Raw genomic sequence first — 17,914 nt, 5'->3', positions numbered from 1 at the left:
CAACGCAAAACGCTGAAATTCGCACAGTTGCTAAATCGTTACTTCTATTTCTCAAATAATTCGCTAAAAGTTTATTTCTCAATCGGTTAAGTCAAACCGAGAAAAATCTAAAATATAAAGATCGATTTAGCCTCTTTTTAGAATTCTACCTTCGGAGCCTTCTCACTTCCTTCTTCTGCTTCAAAATATGCTTTCTTATCAAAGCCGAACATTCCTGCAAAGATATTTTTGGGGAAACGGCGGATATTGGTGTTATAAGCCTGTGCAGCATCATTGAAATTTTTGCGCGCTACATTGATACGGTTTTCAGTTCCTTCCAGTTGAGCCTGTAATTCCAGGAAGTTTTGATTAGCTTTTAAGTCCGGATAATTCTCGGTAATAGCTAATAACTTGCCCAGTGCTGATGTTACAGCACCTTGTGCCTTTTGGTATTGCGCCAACTTTTCTGGTGTCAGATCGGCAGCGTCCACTTTAATTTGAGTTGCCTGGCTACGTGCGGCAACAACTCCTTCCAATGTTTCCTTTTCATGTGTCGCATATCCTTTCACGGTATTTACCAAGTTAGGTATCAAGTCGGCACGGCGTTGGTATTGAGTCTCTACATTTGCCCATTGACCACTTACATTCTCGTCTATAGTAACCAGACCGTTATATACACTTATTGCCCATATGACAAGGATAGCCACAACGGCTAAGATGATAATAATTGACTTCTTCATGTTTCTTGTTTTTATTGAATTTGATAATTTGTTTTCTACTTATTTTCTTTAGAAACGAGAACCGGCACCGCCGCCACCGCCCATTCCTCCGCCAAAGCTGCCTCCACCGAAACCGCCTCCATCGAAACCGCCTCCGCCTCCGAAACGACCTCCGCCGAAGCCTCCAATAAATGGACCACCTCCGCCACCTCCCCGGTGGTGGTAATCATTATCATAACTTTGTTGGCGACGTATGATGGTATGTCCGCAGTTTCTACATGTATAGGTAACATCCTCGGTTTTCACCCCGTTAATTCGGGATACGACAGCACTTCCTGTTCTCTGCAATTGGTGTTTGCCGCATTTCGGACAACGGCTTTGCCTACGTGCCGAAAAGAAAGCAAGACCTCCGCCAATAGCAATAAAACAAAGAATGGCAAGAACAAAATCAAAAGAACCACCGCTGTTCGAATCGGAGAGAGCATCATTTTCCATAGAACCGTCGAGCCGCTGACAAGTCGCTTTTAGGCCGGCCACCATTCCGGCATCCCAATTTCCGTCTTTCAGGTAAGAAATCATATATCTGGTTTGAATCCTTTTACAGATCGCATCGGGGAGCACTCCTTCCAAACCATAACCGGTATAAAACTGGATACAACGTTGATCCGTAACCAACAAAATAACCAATCCGTTATTTTTATCTTTCTTCCCTACACCCCATTTATTAAGTAACTGATGGCAGAAGTTGAAACAATCTTCTTCTCCGATTGATGGAACTACGGCAACCACCGTTTCAATTCCTGTTTGTTGTTCCAAGGCATAAAGCATGGAGTCTATACTGTCACAAGCTGCCTGTGAAAGTATGCCGGCCGGGTTGCAAACATATTGCATTTTGTTTTGCAGGTGAACTTTCGGGAGGTTGTCCACCGTGTATACTTTCTCTTGAGCTTGTAGTGGGAACAGAAGAAAAGTTGCTAGTATAAAAGTCAATATTGATTTCATAACGATTATTTTACGTTTGCAAATATAGAAACTTTTTCTGTTATGAATCTAAAACTCCTTGTTATAATAGGTTTAATGAATGTATCGCCCGACGAATGCACGGACTCGGTCGGTGTATTCCTGTTTATTCTCTTTGTATGAAACTGCATGAGCCGCTCCTGGAACAATCCATAGTTCTTTGGGTCCCGGTTTGGCTTCGTAGAGCGAATATACCATCCAGGTAGGCACATACGTGTCTTTATCCCCGTGAATAAACAGCATCGGAAGTTGTGATTTGGCTACTTGTTTCAGTGAGGAAGCCTCTTTAAAATTCCATCCATATTTCTTCTCGCAAAGCCAGCTTGTGGTATACATGAGTGGAAAAGGGGGAAGGTGGAAACTAGCTTTAAGCTCATGTGAGAATTCGTCCCATACACTGGTGTAGCCGCAATCTTCCACAAAGCATTTAACAAATGGTTTCTGTTCCTCACCGGACACCATCATGGTTGTCGCACCTCCCATTGAAATGCCGTGTACAACCATTTGTGTACTATCTCCGAAAATCTCATTGGCAATGTTCATCCATTGCAATACGTCCCAACGGTCTTTCCATCCCATCTGGATGGCTGGGCCTTCACTTTCTCCCTGATGTTGCAGGTCGGGAAGTAATATGTTATATCCTAAATCTCGATTATACAGATAACCAATCATAAACATACGGATAGCATTATCTGTATGTCCATGCACAATGACTGCTGTCTTACTGGTGGGTTGGGGAGCAGCAACATAATACGCATGAAGTTGTATTCCGTGCGGATTGATGATGAATGTATCTTTCAGTGCATCCACTTGTTTCAGGCTGTCCACCCATGGACGTAGGAAAGGGTAGTTTCTATACATGAAGGGATAAGAGTCAGCATCTTTAGACAAAATCTTGGCATTCGGAGTCAATGAAAAGTTTAACATATAAAAACTTCCTCCGATGGTGCAGCCGGTCAATGCCAGCATGATAATAATGATGCTATATACAACTTTTCTCCTCATAAAAACTCTCTCTAATCCTTATTTATGCCATATCTCCCATGCGGCAAATGCCTGGAGCAGCAGCATTTCCAGACCGTTTTTAACAACAGCCCCTTGTGCTTCTCCTTTTTTCATGAACAGCGTAACATTCGGATTATATAACAAATCATAGAGCAAATGGTTTGGAGTCAGTAGCTCATAAGGAATATTAGGGCAGAAATCTACCTTAGGAAACATACCTACGGGAGTACAGTTGACGATGATTGTATATTCTGCCATAATTTCGGGAGTCAGTTCCTCATAAGTCAGCATATCATCGGCTTTGTGGGTGCGTGATACGAATATACTTTCAATACCCAGGTTTTTCAGCCCGTGGTAGACGGCTTTGGAAGCTCCGCCGGTACCCAGAATCAATGCTTTTTGGTGATGAGGCTGCAATAAAGGTTGAATGGATTGAGTAAATCCGATGATGTCGGAGTTGTAGCCAACCAGTTTGACTTTCCCTTTCTGCTGGCGGATGATTTTAATGACATTCACAGCACCTATCTTTGCGGTATCACGGTCGAGTTCATCCAAAAAAGGAATCACTTGTTCTTTGTAGGGGATAGTCACATTAAGCCCGCATAAATTGGGATTCTCTTCGATAACTTCCATGAAGTTATTAATGCTGGGAATTTCGAAATTCACATACTCTGCATTGATACCTTCGGATTTGAATTTCTCATTAAAGTATCCGATAGAAAAAGAATGTCGCAGAGGGTAGCCGATTAAACCATATTTTTCCATAATCATTTATTGCTTAGTTGGGTTATTGGGTTTACTTTTTAGAAGACGTACTATTTCTTTTACTTTACCGTCAGGGTATTTGTCTTTATAGTATTCCGTCAAATCTTCGTATATCCAGAAATTATAAGGGCGGCCGATAAAGATATTGAAAGTGTTAGATGACTTCTCGCCGTCAATGCCTAATTTCAATTTTATATGGTTGTATATTTGGTCGTCAGGAGGAATAAGTCTGCAAGTTTTGGCTATTTCAGTCGTTATTCCATACATACCATGAGCTTCTGCTTCTTCGATTGCGAATTCCTTTTTTGTTATAGGAAAGCCATCAGAATTGAGTAATGTATATGTACCGGAGTTCTTTTCCTGAATAGATATACTGTATGATTCTCCATTGGTATAGGGAGATTTACTCTCTAAATCGGCTTTTATTTTTTCTTTAATTTCGTCCGTTTCTACATCTATGCCATATTCTACGGCAACGATATCGAATTTCTGTTCAGATTGAGAGGGGGGGCTGGTAATTACTAAACCTTGTTTCTGGTCAATTTCTTGTCCGTTCAGGCAGAATTTCCGGTCGAATACGGGTTCTTTCTTTGATTTCCAGGTCAGTTTACTGGAAAAAGTGATGACAGATGGTTCTTTTCCGTCATTCCAGTCTATTTCTACTTTCTCATTATCGAATGTATGATCGCCATTGAATTCCCCGAAAGTCAGATAATATTTTCCGTCTTTGCTTACTCCTGTTTGCAGACCTGTGAAATAGGCCATATAAGCTCTGGTGCGTTCGTTTAGCGGAGCATCTTTTTCGTAAGTCTCCCCTTTGTAGATCGCTTTTATTCCTTGATTGGCGATAGAGCCTTTGGTGAGTGGATTCAGTAAGTCATTGCCTTGAGCATCCTGTACTGAAATGTAAAGAACTATGGGAGCAAAATCCCATATTAGGTCATCTCCTCCATTGTTTGCCGGATCACAAGAGGTGAAATTGATACAACAAAAAATGCAGAGTAGAAATAGTCCAATTGATTTTGTTGTTTTCATAAGGTTACATTATTAGGTTATTTGGTTGCGGTATAAAGAGTGCAGATACCAAAGGTCAGCCGTTTGAAGTTGACTTCGCTAAAACCGGCTCGGGCGATGACTCCTTTCATGACTTCCCCTTGAGGAAATACTTTGATGGTGTCCGGCAGATAGCGGTAGGCACTGTTATCTTTGGATAGAAGCTTACCCAATAATGGAATGACGACTTTAGAGTAGATGGAAAACAGTTGTTTCATCGGGAAGCGGTCCGGAGTGGTAAGTTCCAGAATAACAAGATGACCGCCCGGTTTCAGTACGCGGCACATCTCGGAGAGCCCTTTGTCGAGGTCTTCGAAGTTGCGGATACCGAAAGCTACAGTAATAGCGTCAAAATCATTGTCGGCAAAAGAGAGTGAAGTGCAGTCCTCCCGGGCAAAAGATATTTTATCCGACAGTCCTTCCTTTTTTACTTTTTCACGTCCCACATTCATCATACCTTCCGAGATGTCCGTGCCGATTAGTTCGGCAGGTTGCAGTTTGCGGCAGGCGAGGATGGCAAAATCCCCTGTACCGGTCGCTACATCCATCATTCGCTGCGGTTGAAAAGGGTGTAACCAGGCAATAGCTTTTTTGCGCCAGCTGCGGTCGATACCTAAAGATAAGGTATGGTTCAGCTTGTCGTAGGCATGTGCGATGTTGTCGAACATACGTTCCACTTGCTCGGTCTTTTTTCCTTCTTCGTCGTAAGGCTTGATATGTTGTTGCGGGTAATCCATTTTTTAGTTGATAGTTGATAAATGATAGTTGATAGTTGAAGAAGATAGTTGATAAATGATAGTTGGAAGATGACAGAGTTAATAGTTATATGCGATAAGCTGCATATTAACTATCATTTATCATCTATCAACTATCATTTATTATCTGTCATTTATCGCTTATCAGCTGTTCAAAAAAGTTTCGACGTTTTTGAATATACGTTCAGCGATATTGCTAGTATCTTCTTTCACGAATTTCTCACCGGTGATGTTTTCGAACAATTCGATGTAGCGGTCACTGATACTTTGTACGATAGCCGGAGTCATTTCCGGTACTTTCTGACCGTCTTTGCCCTGGAAACCGTTTTCCATCAACCATTCGCGAACGAACTCTTTAGAAAGTTGTTTCTGTGGTTCGCCTTTTTCGAAACGTTCCTGGTAACCTTCAGCATAGAAATAACGGCTTGAATCTGGAGTGTGGATTTCGTCCATCAGGTAGATAGTACCGTTGTGCTTGCCGAATTCGTATTTTGTATCTACGAGAATCAGTCCGCGTTCTGCTGCGATTTCAGTACCGCGTTTGAAAAGGGCTAATGTATATTTTTCGAGGATTTCATACTCTTCCGGAGTAGCCAATCCCTGTTTCAGGATTTCTTCTTTAGAGATGTCTTCGTCGTGCAATCCCATTTCTGCTTTCGTAGTCGGAGTGACGATCGGTTCGGGGAATTTTTGGTTTTCGCGCATTCCGTCCGGCAATTTTACGCCGCAAATCTCGCGTACACCGCTTTTGTAAGCCCGCCATGCGCTACCGCACAGGTAACCACGTACAATCATTTCCACCGGAAAACCTTCACACAACACACCCACTGTTACCATTGGGTCCGGAGTAGCCATTTTCCAGTTCGGACAGATGTCAGTAGTGGCATCGAGGAATTTAGCTGCAATCTGGTTCAGCATTTGTCCTTTGTAAGGAATACCTTCAGGCAGTACCACGTCAAAGGCCGAAATACGGTCGGTTGCTACCATGACGAGTTTTTCGCCGTTGATGTTGTACACATCGCGCACTTTTCCGTGGTACACACTTTTCTGTCCCGGAAAGTTGAAATCTGTTTTTGTTAATGCTTTCATAATGATATATATATTAAAATTATGCTTCTTTCTTTAATTTCACCACGGAGGACACGGAGTACACAGAGTTTTCATTGAGATATTTGGATTAAATCCTCTGTGTACTCTGTGTCCTCTGTGGTGAACCGTTCCGTTCGGCTTTCGCTTCTTTATCGAACTTTTCGTAAGCATCCACGATACGTTCCACCAGTTTATGGCGTACGATATCTTTCTTATTCAGTTCAACAAAACTGATCCCTTTCACTCCCTTCAAGATGCGGAGGGCTTGCACCAATCCCGATGTTTGTGAAGCGGGAAGGTCAATCTGTGTCATGTCTCCCGTCACAATCATTTTGGTGTTCATACCCATACGGGTGAGGAACATTTTGATTTGTTGGGCGGTAGTATTCTGGGCTTCGTCCAATATAACGACTGCATCATTCAGCGTACGTCCGCGCATAAAGGCTAACGGGGCAATCTGGATAATGTTCAATTCCATGTATTCCTTTAACTTGGCGGCAGGTATCATATCCTGCAAGGCGTCATATAAAGGTTGTAGGTATGGATCGATCTTATCTTTCATGTCGCCGGGCAGGAAACCGAGTTTTTCTCCGGCTTCTACGGCGGGGCGGCTAAGAATGATTTTTTTGATTTCTTTGTTTTTCAATGCACGCACGGCAAGGGCGATAGCAGTGTATGTTTTTCCCGAACCTGCCGGACCGATGGCGAATACCATATCATTCTTGGCGAATCCTTCTACCAGTTTCAACTGGTTTTCGCTTCGGGGGATGATAGGCTTGCCCGTGACGCTGAATACAATCACGTTTCCTGTCTGTTCCGCTTGCGGAGCATTTCCTTTTATAATGTCAATGATGACTTCTTCTTTCAGTGAATTATATTCGGCGCAGTACTTTTCAAGTTTGGTGATATTTTCCTCGAAGGCACACATTTCCTCCTCGTCGCCCAGCACTTTGATGACATTGCCTCGGGCAACTATGCGTAGCTTTGGATATAAAGCTTTAATTAACTGTATGTTGGCGTTGTTTACACCGTAAAAAATAACCGGATCAATGTCCTCAAGAACAATCAGCTTCTCTATCATTAAGTTGTATTAAAGAAAAATTTCTGCAAATTTAATCAAACGTTTTGGATTCTCTGATTGTTTGGAGGTGAATTTTACTGCAAATCTTCTACTATCCACTTTTCGATGTTTCTTGTTTCATTACTGAAATTGATGCCTATTTTAAATATTTGTCGCTTGTCGGCAGCAAATGCTTGTGCATAATGTTTGTCATTGATTTGTTGCAGAGCTTCTTCGGCGGTTCCCTCTAGCTTGAATTCCATTACATAGATGAAATGATCGGTTTGCAGGACGAGGTCAATGCGTCCTTGTGAGGTATGATACTCTGCTTTTACATAGAATCCAATGAGTTTAAATACGATGAAGAGTACATTTTGATAATGTAGTTCCAAATCGCGTACCAATTCGTAAGGTGTATCGGCAAAGAAACTTTGCAGGCGGCGGAAAAAGGCATCATAATCACCTTGTTCCACTTCATCGACAAACTGCCGTATTTGGAAAGGAGATTCGATTACGTCTATATTGGTATAGAACGGAAGGAGGTATTTTACAAAACCTTCTTCTACTTCCCGATTGGGAAATCCCAGTCGATAAATTCCAAAGCGATTGTCAAATCCTTTGATCGTAAGATATCCACTTTGATAGATAACCGGAATAGGATTTCGGGACGTCGAATCAATGCTGTTCAGTACATCTGCATCCGTTTCTTCATGCGTGATACGTTGGAGATTATAATTAGATTTCTTTAGTAATTCTACCAAATAAGTCGGGGTGCCGGTTTCAAACCAGTAACTACCGAATTTCATCTTATAGAATGTGTTGAGCAAACTGAATGGATTGTATATTCCTATGGAGTTTTCTACGAAATGATAACCATCATAACATTCTTTCAGTTCGGAGCATACCTCCTCATAAGTCATTTTTTGCTTATCAGCCAAGATATGCAAGTCTTCTTCCATATTGTCGTGGATTTCTTTCTCTGTGATACCGCAGAGTTCCACGTACTGTTCATCCATTGAAATATCAATCAGATTGTTCAGGTCGCTGAATACACTGACTTTTCCGAACTTGGTGACACCTGTAAGGAATCCGAGTTTGATGCATCCGTCTTTACTCTTTAATGCTCCATAGAAAGGCTTTAGTGTGTTTCGGTAATATTTTTGCAGTTCTTCGTTTCCGATAGCTTGCAGCATAGGTTTGTCATATTCGTCTACAAGGATAACAACACGTTGCCCGGTCTGTTCGTAAGCCCGCTGTATGATGCCTGCAAAGCGTAAAGAAAAGGAAACTTCCGACGGGCGTGTGCCATACAGGCTTTCCCAATGTTCCAGATTGTCATTGAGTATTTGGTCCAGACTTTCGGGAGTATCATATTTCTCGATATTTAAATCAAGGTGTAATATCGGGTGTTTGATCCAGTCTTTTTCCAGTTGTTCGATAGCCAATCCTTCGAATAGTTCTTTCTTTCCCTGATAGTATGCTTCAAGAGTAGATATTAGCAGACTTTTCCCAAAGCGGCGAGGACGGCTAAGAAAATAGTAACGACCGGTTTTTACTAATTGGTAAATGAGTCTGGTTTTATCTACATAAAGATAACCATCGTTACGGAGACTTTCAAAATTCTGTATGCCGATAGGATATAGCTTGCTCATAATCTGATTCTTTTAGCGTTGGATTCATACAAAGATAGCTGTTTTTCATCTTAACGCAAAATTTACCTTGAAGGTTTTATGATATGCTGGTCAAAGATTTTGAAAAAAGGTATTTATCGGGCGGTGATGTGGAAACACCCTTGCTTCAATTCATATTTAATATAGCATTTTTCCGCTTTCCGCAAGTCCCTTAATACCTCAGACAGAACGAGTTTCAGAGTATCTGAGCTTACGTCCTGTAAGGGACGTCCGTCTTTGTCTTCTACCTTTTTGAAGCGTTTCCAACTGACGTCGAAAGTGGCTCCGAAGCAATGTGCCGAGTTTGCCGAAGCATTTCGGTTGCGACGGCGGAGGCGTTTCACATCGTTTTCGGTACGCAACACCGAAGTAACGATTACCTGATTCGGATTCAAGCCTTTGGCAGTCAATGAATCGAGGAAATTGGAACCGATCGTATCGAGTAGCGCGCTGGCACAAGGAACGAGATAGGGGATAGAGTGTGTCAGTGAATCTACTACATAAAACTCATTGTCGGTAATATGAGTTAGCTTTTCTTTCATATCTTCTGCTGCTTCCCGGTCTGCCAATGGGCGAATCCCTATCTTTTTGGCTGCTTCCAGATGTGCATCGTTCAAATCAGGGAAAGAACGTTTGTAGCTGACTACGCCACGAATATTGCGCGGCTCGTTCAGTTTCAGCGACATGTCTTTCTTTTTGCAGCCCGAAGTAAGCGTTGTAAGCCCGATAACTAGTAAAGATAGCGGTAATATGCGAAGCTTATAAATAGTCATTTTATATTTTTTGCTCGCAAATATACGCTATTTTTTCATACGTTCTATGCTTTGCATTATTTTCTGGCTCATACTTTGGGGTTATTCCAAAATATTCTCTGGTATTTCAGGATAGGTGTTTAGTATCCCTATTATGGTATAATCTGTATTGTCAATTGTTGTTTTTAGTGTGGGTACTATTGTATGTTCACTTCTGGTAAGAGCTTTTTCTACAAGTTCTTTCCAATCTATATCTAGAAATTTTGATATAAGATTTAGAACGGCATTTGCACTCGTAACTCCATCGTATAGTTCAAATCTTAATTTGTGAGGGGTGGGAGGAACTGTTGCATCGCTGAAATTTCCTTGTTCGTCAGATGCATAGTTTAGTGTTAAATAAGGTATGGCGTATGTAGGAGACGAGTTGCCGGAACCGCTTTCTAACTTGGTGAAAAAATCGTATGTTCCTTTTGCTATTGGAGTACGAGATATTTCGTCTCTAGACTCAATATAACGGAAAAAATAGCAATCTTTAGCTTCATTGTTAATAAGATAAACTATAGTGCCATTAGAAAGTGCCGGATGATTACCTTTTTTTATAGCGTATGCCAAATAACTGTCTGTAATTTTAATTCTTAAATCAGCCGTTTCGTTGGTGATATTATCTTTTACTTTCACCTTTGTTTCTCCTTTCTTTTTTGGGGTGATCCTTAAGCTTCCCATTCCTATCGAACTGGATAAATCTACATCTATATTTAAAATGTCAGTTTTTTCTACAGTTACGGTGTAGTCCCTATTTCCACCTGTGATGGTGATATTGGTTGTTCCTAACAAAGGTCGTTCGTAATACTCTTTTTCGAAGGATAAAGAATATATCTTTTTTTCATCGTTATTTCCACAGCTAAAAAAAATAATTGTATAGAGAAATGACAGTAGTGCTCCAAGTAAATGTTTTGTCTTCATGATTATTCTGTTTTATAGTTTTGCAGGAGAGATATAGTCTTATAAGTTCCTGTGTTGATGTTGGAGGCAAATATAAAGATTTTATCAATATGTTGAAGTAAATAGTGTATTTATTTCTTGTCCTCCAGCTATTTTTCATACATTTGTAGCGGTTTATAAAAATAGGCCACTTTCCCACTAAACATAACACACATGAAAACAGATTTCGATTACAATTCTATGCCCGTTAGCTTCGCTCATTGCTTGAATGGACATTGTTTGCGTGCGGACAAATGTCTGCGACGACAAGTAACTCTCCGAATGCCGAAAGAGCGGGCTGCTGTAATGGTTATTAATCCCGAACATGTCACCTCCGATGGTGAAGACTGTACTTACTTTATTGATGAAAAGCCGGTGTTGTTTGCACGGGGTATGAAACATTTGCTGGATCGGGTGCCGCTTGCTGATGCCACCGTTATCAAACGACAGATGATAGCCTACTTTGGCAAAACGATCTATTACCGTTGTTGCAACAAGGAGCGGCTGATTAAACCGAAGGAGCAGGAATACATACAGGGACTTTTCCGCAGGCGGGGAGTTACAGAAACGCCTCAATTTGACGAATATATAGAATACTATGATCTTGGGTAAGTATATCCGTTAGTTCCGGTAGTCCCACATATTGTGGGAAAGTATTCTTTTATATTATGGGAATTTATTCCCGCAAAATAAGGGAATAAATTCCCTCCAGCTAGGGAATCTTTTCCCATAATATATGGGACTACCGGGGACTGTAATACCCTGATAATAGTTGACTGCCTTTTTTCTTATCTTCGGGTTGGGTTGACATTTATTATGTAGGTATTATATAGCAGTCCCGGTATGAGAAATGCATGATGAAAGTATGAGAAATACCGGTTTTTTATGACATTTCAGGCAAAATATTATGAGAAACAGCTTTTTGAAAAGTATTTCTCATAGTGCTATTGCTTTGAATTACAGGTAATTATTCTATGGATTATGAGAATATGAGAAATGATTTTGCAAAATCATTTCTAGTGGCGCGACATTCCGGGATTATTGTAATTGTATACAAAGAATGAGCGATATGGCTTCACGACTTATTACATATTTTGTGTTACATATTTTATGTAACATAAAGAACGTAATAAATCCGGAATGTTCAAAGAAGATTTATTCGAGTTATATATAAAAAACAAACGCTGATGAGAACAAGTAATCATGCTTTTCTCATCAGCGTATATTATGTTGGATTACAACTATTTCTTATCTTTTTTCTCGTCAGCTTTTGTTGCAGGCTTTTCCTCCGTTTTGCTTTCCGGATTGATAATACCCTTCACTGTTTCACCGATAGGAAGCTTGTCCAATACGCCAAGGCTCGGAGCTACTGTCTTTACTAATGTGTTCAGGAAATTGCTAGTTCCACCGTTTCCTCCGTCGAATACAGTGATATTTCCTAGGTTCATGTGTTCGAACGCCTTCACCTGTTCGCCGGCGATTTCCTTCCACTGGTCTACCATCTTATATTGGATAGCGATAGCTGGATTCGATTCAGCTGCTCTTACCATTGCTTCGAAACCTTCTGCTTCCGCAAGTAATGATTTCTTCTTACCTTCCGCTTCTGCTTCCAGTTTCAATTGGATAGCTTTTGCTTCCGCTTCGGCTTGTGCTAAAGTAGCCTTTGCGCGTGCTTCCGCTTCGCGGGTAATCTTTTCAGCGATGGCATTTGCTTGCAGGATAGCTTCCTGTCTGGCGATTTCCGCAGGAACAATCTTTTCAGCCTTCAATGAAGATTCCACTTTCCGTGCCTTAGCTTCTTCCACTTCCTTTTGCGCAATTTCGCGTGCAGTTTGTACGGCAGCTTCCGATTTTGCGGTAGCTTCACCTGCTTGCTTATCGGCATTAGCTTGTGTTACAGCTAGTTCAGCATTGGAAAGTGCTACCTCTTTCTGTGCGTCATTTCGTCCGATAGCAGCTTTCTTGGCAGCTTCCGCCTGTTTGATTTCCATATCCGAGTTTAGTTCGGCAACACGGCTTTCTTTTTCTGTATTTGCCTGCTCGATACGGATATTCTTTTCGGCTTCAGCCTTTGCTACTTGTGATTCTTTTTCTGCATTGGCAATGGCTACTTGTGAGATTCTGTCCTTATCTGCATTTGCAACGGAGATTTCCTGTAGTTTTTTGGTTTCTGCAATAGCAATATCCTGATCTTTGCGGGTTTCTGCTACTTTCGTTTCACGCTCCTTTATTTGATTGGCAATTTTGATAGCACCCAGCTTTTCCTGTTCTTCGATGTTAGCCTGTGCCTCGTTCAGTGCTTTACTTTCAGCTTCCTTACCTAAGTTGACAATGTAGTTGGCAGCGTCGCGAATATCACTGATGTTGATGTTCATCAGATACAAACCGAATTTGCGAAGTTCAGTATCAATATTATCTTTCACTTTAGCCAGGAACTTATCCCGGTCAGAATTTAATTCTTCGATAGTCATATCGGCGATCACCATACGCATCTGACCATATACAACATCAGTAATTAAGTTCTGCTTGTCATCCATCGTCAGACCCAGCATACGTTCTGCGGCATTCTGCATCACTTCGGGATCTGTGCTGATGGCTACGGTGATTGTAGTCGGCACATCTACACGAATATTCTGAGCGGATAGCGCACCGGTCAGTTTACATTCGATCTGCATGGGTTTCATGGACAGGAATTCGTAGCCTTGAATAATAGGCCATACGAAGGCTGCACCACCGTGGTATAGTTTTGCCGACTTTTTATCTCCTCCCGTTTTACCATATACGACGAGTACCTCGTCACTCTTACATTTGCGGTAACGGGAAAGGATACCAATGAAGGTAAGCAAAATGACTGCCACTAATATAGCAGCCATTATCAACATTTCTTGTGTCATAAAATTATGTATTTGAATAGTTATTGAATGAACAGTGTTCCGTCTTTGTAACTGGTGATGATTGTTCGGTCTCCAGTCTGGTATGTTTTTCCGGATTCGGAGATGACGTCTACTTCACGCATGGCTCCGTCCCGGGTGGTCTGTACAGTATATTTGCTGTCGCTTTGCTTGAAGTAGATGGTACATTCTCGTCCCACAAGTTGATCTGTCTGTTCAGAATGATTCACTTGTTGCAGTTGATAAGCTTTCTTATAGAGAAACCACACAGCGAGAACAAAGAAAAGACCCACCAGAATTCCGATGACATAACTTTGAATTTCAGTGTTTCCCGCTAAATACATGTACCAGCCGAATCCGATTCCAAAATGAGTTAGTCCTTTAAAAGAAACTACGCTACTGATGTCAGCATCTACGTCTACATCTGCATCTATGTCTCCGAAAAAGATGGATAGAACGAATTGGATTACAAATATTCCTGTTGTCACAAGGGCAATAATAAGGAAAATGGTACTACTCATAATTGTGAGGTATTAGTGAATCATGATTATTTTGTTCTCCAAATATACAGGTTTATGCGAATTATACAAAGATAAATGAGATAAAATGACTACTTTTGCGCGCGAAAACCCTAAAAAAGAGGAATTAGCGTGCAAAGGTATTTTATTTATTTGGCTTACGACGGAACCAACTATCACGGTTGGCAGATTCAACCGAATGGGATTAGTGTGCAGGAATGTCTGATGAAGGCATTGTCTACCTTTCTGCGTCGCGAAATTGAAGTAATAGGAGCAGGCCGGACGGATGCGGGAGTGCATGCCTCTCTGATGGTTGCTCATTTTGATTCCGATGAACTGTTGGATACTACTTCTGTTACTGATAAATTAAATCGTCTGCTACCTCCCGATATTTCCATTTATCGTGTTTGCCGGGTTCGGCCGGATACCCATGCCCGTTTTGATGCGACTGCGCGAACTTATAAATATTATGTGACGACATCGAAATATCCTTTTAACAGGCAATATCGCTGGCGTCTTTATAACCAGTTGAATTATGAACGCATGAACGAAGCAGCGCGTATCCTTTTCGAGTACAACGATTTTACGAGTTTCAGTAAACTTCATACGGATGTAAAGACCAATATTTGTCATATCACTCATGCAGAATGGACGCAGGAAGATGATGCTACTTGGGTGTTTACCATCCGTGCCGACCGTTTCCTGCGAAATATGGTGCGAGCTATCGTAGGTACGCTGATTGAAGTGGGACGAGGGAAACTTACTGTTGAAGGCTTCCGGCGGGTTATCGAACAACAAGACCGTTGCAAAGCCGGGACCTCTGCTCCGGGGCAAGCCCTGTTTCTGGTCAACGTGGAATACCCGGAAAGTATATTTGAATGTGATGACCAGCAATCATCCATAACCGGCGAACCGTCTGTCGCTGATAACTTATAATTGGTAATTAGTAAATAATAAATATTCTCATGTGGTTATTATTAGCATTCCTCTCGGCTACTTTGCTGGGCTTTTATGATGTATTCAAGAAGAAATCGTTGAAAGATAATGCAGTACTTCCTGTTTTGTTTCTAAATACATTCTTTTCCAGTCTCATCTTTCTACCGTTTATCCTGATATCCGTTTATCAACCGGACTTGTTGGGAGGAACAATATTCAATGTTCCCGTTGCTGGTTGGGAACAGCATAAATATATTATCATCAAGTCGTTCATCGTATTGTCTTCGTGGATATTCGGATATTTCGGAATGAAACATTTACCCATAACCATTGTGGGACCTATCAATGCCACCCGTCCGGTGATGGTGCTCGTGGGAGCTATGCTGGTATTCGGTGAACGATTGAATCTCTATCAATGGATTGGTGTGATGCTGGCTATTGCCTCTTTCTTTATGTTGAGCCGTTCGGGAAAGAAAGAAGGAATTGATTTTAAGCATAACAAATGGATCTTTTTTATTGTACTGGCTGCCATTACAGGTGCTATCAGTGGTTTGTATGATAAATATCTGATGAAGTCTCTGAATCCGATGTTGGTGCAATCCTGGTATAATGTTTATCAGGTGTTTATCATGTGTCCTATCCTGTTGTTGCTTTGGTGGCCTAAAAGAAAGTCCACTACTCCGTTCCACTGGGATTGGACGATTATCCTGATCTCCATTTTCCTTTCTGCTGCCGATTTTGTTTACTTTTACGCATTAAGTTACGACGATTCGATGATTTCTATCGTTTCGATGGTCCGTCGGGGAAGTGTGGTTGTTTCTTTTACTTTCGGTGCGCTTTTCTTCCGTGAAAAGAATTTAAAAAGCAAAGCGATTGACCTTATACTGGTGTTAATCGGAATGATATTCTTATATTTGGGGTCTAAAAGTTAAAACAGTTACACAAGACTGTTTGTCATAGGTTAAATAAGATAGATATGAAAATAAATAAACTTGTTATTACTATATTCTTCTCTGCTGTCGGACTTTTTGTTTCGACTGCTCTTCAGGCACAAGAGGCCAAAACGTTGTTTGTGAATATGCCGGATTCTCTAAGCCCCTTGCTTACAAAAGTGAATCGTGAAGATTGCATAGACTTTCTGGAAAGTAAGATGAAAGCGCAAGTAGAAAACCGTTTTGGCAAGAAGTCGGAGATGACTGATCTTAGCAAAGACTATATCCGTATGCAAATGTCAGCTCAATCGACCTGGCAGATGAAAGTGTTGGCATTAAATGATTCAACGAACGTAATCTGTACAGTCTCTACTGTTTGTGCTCCTGCCTGTGATAGCAGCATCCATTTCTATACGGACGACTGGAAACCGCTTACAACATCTCTCTTTATTACCCTGCCCCTGATGGATGATTTTCTGAATGCTCCCGATTCAGCAGGAGTTTATGAGTTTGATGAAGCACGCCGTTCGGCAGATATGCTATTGATGAAAGCCGATTTTAATAAAGAAAATACGGAACTGACACTTACGTTAACAACCCCCGACTATATGTCAAAAGAAACAGCAGAGAAACTGAAACCGTTTCTCCGCCGCCCTGTAGTCTACCATTGGAAAAATGGAGCATTCTCAATTTAATAAGCATTCGTTGATGAACGCTATCATTTCCGGTGTGTTTGCTTCCACACTTTGAAGTAATTTGAATTGTGCTTTGGTGCGAACGAGGTTATGTTCCGGATATTTGATTTTATAATAAGTATCTCCGTTGATATAATCTGCCAGGAACCGTACACACTGCATGTATGGGAATAAAGCCGCCGCATAAGGAAGATTCTCAATCTCGATCTGAGTCAGGAATGATTTGGCTCCTTTCAGATAGCCCTTGGTAAATGCTTTGAATATTTCCATATTGAAGTTTACACGCTCAAGGTCTTTGTCGTCTTCATCACCTGTGTTGGCACCTGTACGTAAGAAGTCACCATAATCGGAGAATATAAAGCTAGGCATTACCGTATCCAGATCAATGACACAAAGCACTTTACCATCCTCGTCGAACATCATGTTATTCACTTTCGTATCGCAATGGCAAACGCGTTTGGGAAGTTTCCCTTCACGATATAAACGTTCAGCCTTACACATTTCATCTGCGCGTTTCTCTATTTCATCCAGATAGTACTTCACTTCTGCTACCCGTCCGGCAGCATCCTTCGCAACGGCTTCACGTAGTTGTTTGAGACGGAACTCCATGTTGTGGAAATCGGGTATGGTTTCACCCAATGTTTCCGGAATATCGGCCAGCATAGCCTGGAAGTTACCGAAGGCTTCTCCTGCATAATTGGAATATTCGGGATTTACCGTCTCATACGTTTTTGCACGTGGGATGAATACCATCACACGCCAATAACTGTCACCGTCAAACCAGTATGTTTTACCTTCTTCTGTTTCGAGGAAACTCAACACCTTGCGGTCTATATCCGATTCTCCGGCTTCCGTCAGTTTCTTGCGAATGTGATTGGTAACAGCGCTAATATTGGATTGAAGCATTTCTACATTCTGGAAAATGGCATGATTGATGCGTTGCAAAACATAGTCGGGAGCATCTGCTTCTTTGGTGTTTACTTTATAAGTGTCGTTGATAAGTCCTGCACCCAAAGGTTTGATTTCTTCTATCGTACCTTGGACTTTAAATTTAGCTACGATGCTAGATAAATCTTTCATGTTTTTTTTCTTTA

The 17,914-nt window shown here is 41.3% G+C and carries 18 protein-coding genes; 4 read left to right on the top strand and 14 right to left on the bottom strand.

Annotation, left to right across the window (positions count from 1 at the left end; all coding sequences use genetic code 11):
• Nucleotides 1-137: 137 nt before the first annotated feature.
• From N5O98_RS21905 to N5O98_RS21855, 11 genes are all read right to left on the bottom strand, one after another.
• A complete protein-coding gene (locus tag N5O98_RS21905) occupies nt 138-719 on the bottom strand; it encodes a LemA family protein (RefSeq protein WP_022199901.1) in 582 nt (193 codons plus the stop codon).
• A 48-nt stretch (nt 720-767) separates the two neighbouring features.
• Nucleotides 768-1,700, bottom strand: a complete 933-nt coding sequence (locus N5O98_RS21900) for a TPM domain-containing protein (protein WP_022199900.1) — start codon at nt 1,698-1,700, stop codon at nt 768-770.
• Between the two features lie 72 nt (nt 1,701-1,772).
• Nucleotides 1,773-2,723 (bottom strand): alpha/beta hydrolase, encoded by a 951-nt coding sequence (locus N5O98_RS21895; RefSeq protein WP_004301723.1) that lies wholly within the window; start codon nt 2,721-2,723, stop codon nt 1,773-1,775.
• 18 nt (nt 2,724-2,741) lie between these two features.
• A complete protein-coding gene (locus N5O98_RS21890) occupies nt 2,742-3,488 on the bottom strand; it encodes a shikimate dehydrogenase family protein (RefSeq protein WP_004304542.1) in 747 nt (248 codons plus the stop codon).
• Between the two features lie 6 nt (nt 3,489-3,494).
• Complete coding sequence (locus tag N5O98_RS21885; RefSeq protein ID WP_004308551.1) at nt 3,495-4,523, bottom strand: hypothetical protein; 1,029 nt, start codon at nt 4,521-4,523, stop codon at nt 3,495-3,497.
• A gap of 17 nt (nt 4,524-4,540) precedes the next feature.
• Complete coding sequence (ubiE, locus tag N5O98_RS21880; RefSeq protein WP_004308553.1) at nt 4,541-5,278, bottom strand: bifunctional demethylmenaquinone methyltransferase/2-methoxy-6-polyprenyl-1,4-benzoquinol methylase UbiE; 738 nt, start codon at nt 5,276-5,278, stop codon at nt 4,541-4,543.
• 162 nt (nt 5,279-5,440) lie between these two features.
• Complete coding sequence (locus N5O98_RS21875; protein ID WP_022199899.1) at nt 5,441-6,385, bottom strand: phosphoribosylaminoimidazolesuccinocarboxamide synthase; 945 nt, start codon at nt 6,383-6,385, stop codon at nt 5,441-5,443.
• Nucleotides 6,386-6,473: 88 nt separating this feature from the next.
• Complete coding sequence (locus tag N5O98_RS21870) at nt 6,474-7,466, bottom strand: PhoH family protein (protein ID WP_022199898.1); 993 nt, start codon at nt 7,464-7,466, stop codon at nt 6,474-6,476.
• 74 nt (nt 7,467-7,540) lie between these two features.
• The gene (locus N5O98_RS21865) at nt 7,541-9,097 is read right to left on the bottom strand and encodes an ATP-binding protein (RefSeq protein WP_022199897.1); all 1,557 of its coding nucleotides are present in this window, start codon (nt 9,095-9,097) and stop codon (nt 7,541-7,543) included.
• Between the two features lie 113 nt (nt 9,098-9,210).
• Nucleotides 9,211-9,888: a DUF5715 family protein gene (locus N5O98_RS21860; RefSeq protein ID WP_022199896.1), complete on the bottom strand. Its 678-nt coding sequence runs from the start codon at nt 9,886-9,888 to the stop codon at nt 9,211-9,213.
• 81 nt (nt 9,889-9,969) lie between these two features.
• Nucleotides 9,970-10,830 (bottom strand): hypothetical protein, encoded by an 861-nt coding sequence (locus tag N5O98_RS21855; protein WP_022199895.1) that lies wholly within the window; start codon nt 10,828-10,830, stop codon nt 9,970-9,972.
• A gap of 192 nt (nt 10,831-11,022) precedes the next feature.
• Between N5O98_RS21855 and N5O98_RS21850 the strand changes: the two genes are divergently transcribed.
• Complete coding sequence (locus tag N5O98_RS21850; RefSeq protein WP_022199894.1) at nt 11,023-11,460, top strand: DUF6078 family protein; 438 nt, start codon at nt 11,023-11,025, stop codon at nt 11,458-11,460.
• A 629-nt stretch (nt 11,461-12,089) separates the two neighbouring features.
• On the opposite strand, the gene N5O98_RS21845 is transcribed toward N5O98_RS21850, so the two are convergent.
• Both N5O98_RS21845 and N5O98_RS21840 read right to left on the bottom strand, forming a co-directional pair.
• Nucleotides 12,090-13,742 (bottom strand): flotillin family protein, encoded by a 1,653-nt coding sequence (locus N5O98_RS21845; protein ID WP_004301748.1) that lies wholly within the window; start codon nt 13,740-13,742, stop codon nt 12,090-12,092.
• Between the two features lie 20 nt (nt 13,743-13,762).
• Nucleotides 13,763-14,260 (bottom strand): hypothetical protein, encoded by a 498-nt coding sequence (locus N5O98_RS21840; RefSeq protein WP_004301750.1) that lies wholly within the window; start codon nt 14,258-14,260, stop codon nt 13,763-13,765.
• A 129-nt stretch (nt 14,261-14,389) separates the two neighbouring features.
• On the opposite strand from N5O98_RS21840, the gene truA reads away from it, so the two are divergent.
• From truA to N5O98_RS21825, 3 genes are read left to right on the top strand one after another with little or no spacing between them, the layout of a single operon-like run.
• Nucleotides 14,390-15,193 (top strand): tRNA pseudouridine(38-40) synthase TruA, encoded by an 804-nt coding sequence (truA, locus tag N5O98_RS21835; protein WP_004308562.1) that lies wholly within the window; start codon nt 14,390-14,392, stop codon nt 15,191-15,193.
• 29 nt (nt 15,194-15,222) lie between these two features.
• Entirely contained in the window at nt 15,223-16,125 is a 903-nt protein-coding gene (locus N5O98_RS21830) for a DMT family transporter (RefSeq protein WP_004308564.1), read from the top strand.
• A 44-nt stretch (nt 16,126-16,169) separates the two neighbouring features.
• A complete protein-coding gene (locus N5O98_RS21825) occupies nt 16,170-16,820 on the top strand; it encodes a DUF3256 family protein (RefSeq protein ID WP_004304571.1) in 651 nt (216 codons plus the stop codon).
• Here N5O98_RS21825 and N5O98_RS21820 read toward each other — a convergent pair.
• The gene (locus N5O98_RS21820; protein WP_004308565.1) at nt 16,812-17,900 is read right to left on the bottom strand and encodes a phosphotransferase enzyme family protein; all 1,089 of its coding nucleotides are present in this window, start codon (nt 17,898-17,900) and stop codon (nt 16,812-16,814) included. The two genes, N5O98_RS21825 and N5O98_RS21820, sit on opposite strands and share 9 nt — an antisense overlap.
• Nucleotides 17,901-17,914: the final 14 nt, after the last annotated feature.

Source organism: Bacteroides sp. LFL-34 (assembly GCF_027257075.1).
GTDB classification, from domain to species: Bacteria; Bacteroidota; Bacteroidia; order Bacteroidales; family Bacteroidaceae; genus Bacteroides; species Bacteroides ovatus.
This window is presented reverse-complemented; position numbering and strand designations above follow the sequence as displayed.